Source organism: Pseudomonas sp. p50(2008), assembly GCF_015351605.1.
Taxonomy (GTDB): domain Bacteria; phylum Pseudomonadota; class Gammaproteobacteria; order Pseudomonadales; family Pseudomonadaceae; genus Aquipseudomonas.
Genome location: NZ_JACMYF010000039.1, coordinates 1 through 1601, shown reverse-complemented (window position 1 = coordinate 1601; position 1601 = coordinate 1). Strand labels below are relative to the sequence as shown.

The window sequence follows — 1601 nt, the reverse complement described above, 5'->3', positions numbered from 1 at the left end:
AAAGATGCTCGGAAGGGGGATGTTCTTCTTGTCGAAAGCATCGACCGATTATCGCGGATGGAAGATCCGGACTGGCGAACACTCAAGGCAGCTATTGATTCAAAGGGTTTGCGAATCGTCGCCCTCGATCTGCCAACCAGCCACCTGGCAATGAGAACGAACCAAAACGACGAGTTCACCAGCCGCATGCTGGCAGCGATCAACAACATGATGGTCGAAATGATGGCCGCTATCGCTCGCAAGGACTATCAGCAGCGTCGAGAGAGACAAGCACAGGGAATCGCGAAGGCCAAGCAGGGAGGCATATACAAGGGCCGTCCTGCAGACCAGGACTTGCACAAACGTGTACGGGAACTGCTCGCTGCGAACTTTGGTATTCGTGCTGCAGCCAGGCACGCGAAATGCTCGACAACCACTGTGCTCAAAATCCGTGACCAGTTGAGCCGGTCGGAAGTGGCTGACTAGCGAAGGCGCAGCCGTAGTCTGTCAGGCGCTTACGAATGGCCGCTGCCGCAGGCGACTTTGCCTGATTAACATCAAAGGCAGAGGGTGACAGGTAGAGATCATGAGAGGCAGGAGTTGCGAACCCTTGGTTTACGGGGCTTGTAGAGCAGTAGGTAGCTCAACATATGAGCGAACCTTCGGTCACGGTTGATGAACCAACCTCGCTCATAGTGCGTGACCTAACCTAGCTCACCTGATGAGCTACCCCAAACCATGAGCTACCCATGGCTCATCCTTGCTCGATAGCAAACAGCCCTGAGCTACCCGTAGCTCATACAGTGAGCTACCCCTAGCTCATTTCTTGCGCGCTATCTGACAAGCCTGTGAGATATCGAACAAATTTGATCTACCCATAGAGCACGGTGTGAGCTACCCTTGGCTCATTCTTGCACGCTATCGAGCAAGTTTGAGAGATAGCGAACACAACTTGGATGATCTGACAGGAGGGTCAATGTCTGAGGAAATCCGCAACCTACACCAGCCCGCGCCACGCGGGACATGGGTACAGACAGAGCGTGCTGGGCACGAAGCCTGGGCACAGCTCATAGCGCACGCTCCGCGTGCTGCTCAGCTGCTACACATCTTAGTTGCAAACATGGATAAGAGCGGTGCTCTGATCGCCAGCCAGGCCACATTGGCCAAGCTGATGGAAACCTCGACCGCGACCACCAAGCGAGCCTTGTCGGTGCTGATCGATCAGGCGTGGATTCAAACCATCAGGCTCGGCAGTGATCGAGGCGGCGCACTGGCGTACGTGGTCAACAGCCGAATCGCTTGGGCTGATAGCCGAGAAAACATCAGGTTTGCGCGTTTCAATGCGCGAGTGCTGGTGTCGTCGGAAGATCAAAGCGATCTTGGTACCGGCAAGCTGCTAAAAGCGCCGGTCATGGCACCAGGTGATATGCAGTTACCTGCTGGTGATGGCATGAGTCCGCCAGTTCAAGAAACGCTGGAAGGCATGCTGCCTGATTTGCCATCGATCACAGACAATGAGAAGGCCTAAAACGACGAAACCCGCAGCACGGCAATGCTTGCGGGTTTCTAGGTTTTCTGCGAAGGAGCAAAAATCCGTCTAAATATTCTACAGGCTAGAGAGT

2 protein-coding genes are annotated in these 1601 nt (G+C 54.5%); both read left to right on the top strand.

The genetic code is table 11. From position 1 onward, the window contains the following. On the top strand, positions 1–465 hold a 465-nt coding region (locus tag H7698_RS31085), incomplete at its 5' end, for a recombinase family protein (RefSeq protein ID WP_194693898.1). A gap of 490 nt (positions 466–955) precedes the next feature. Next, positions 956–1507, top strand: coding sequence for a helix-turn-helix domain-containing protein (locus H7698_RS31080; RefSeq protein ID WP_194693897.1), 552 nt, complete (start codon positions 956–958; stop codon positions 1505–1507). Positions 1508–1601: the final 94 nt, after the last annotated feature.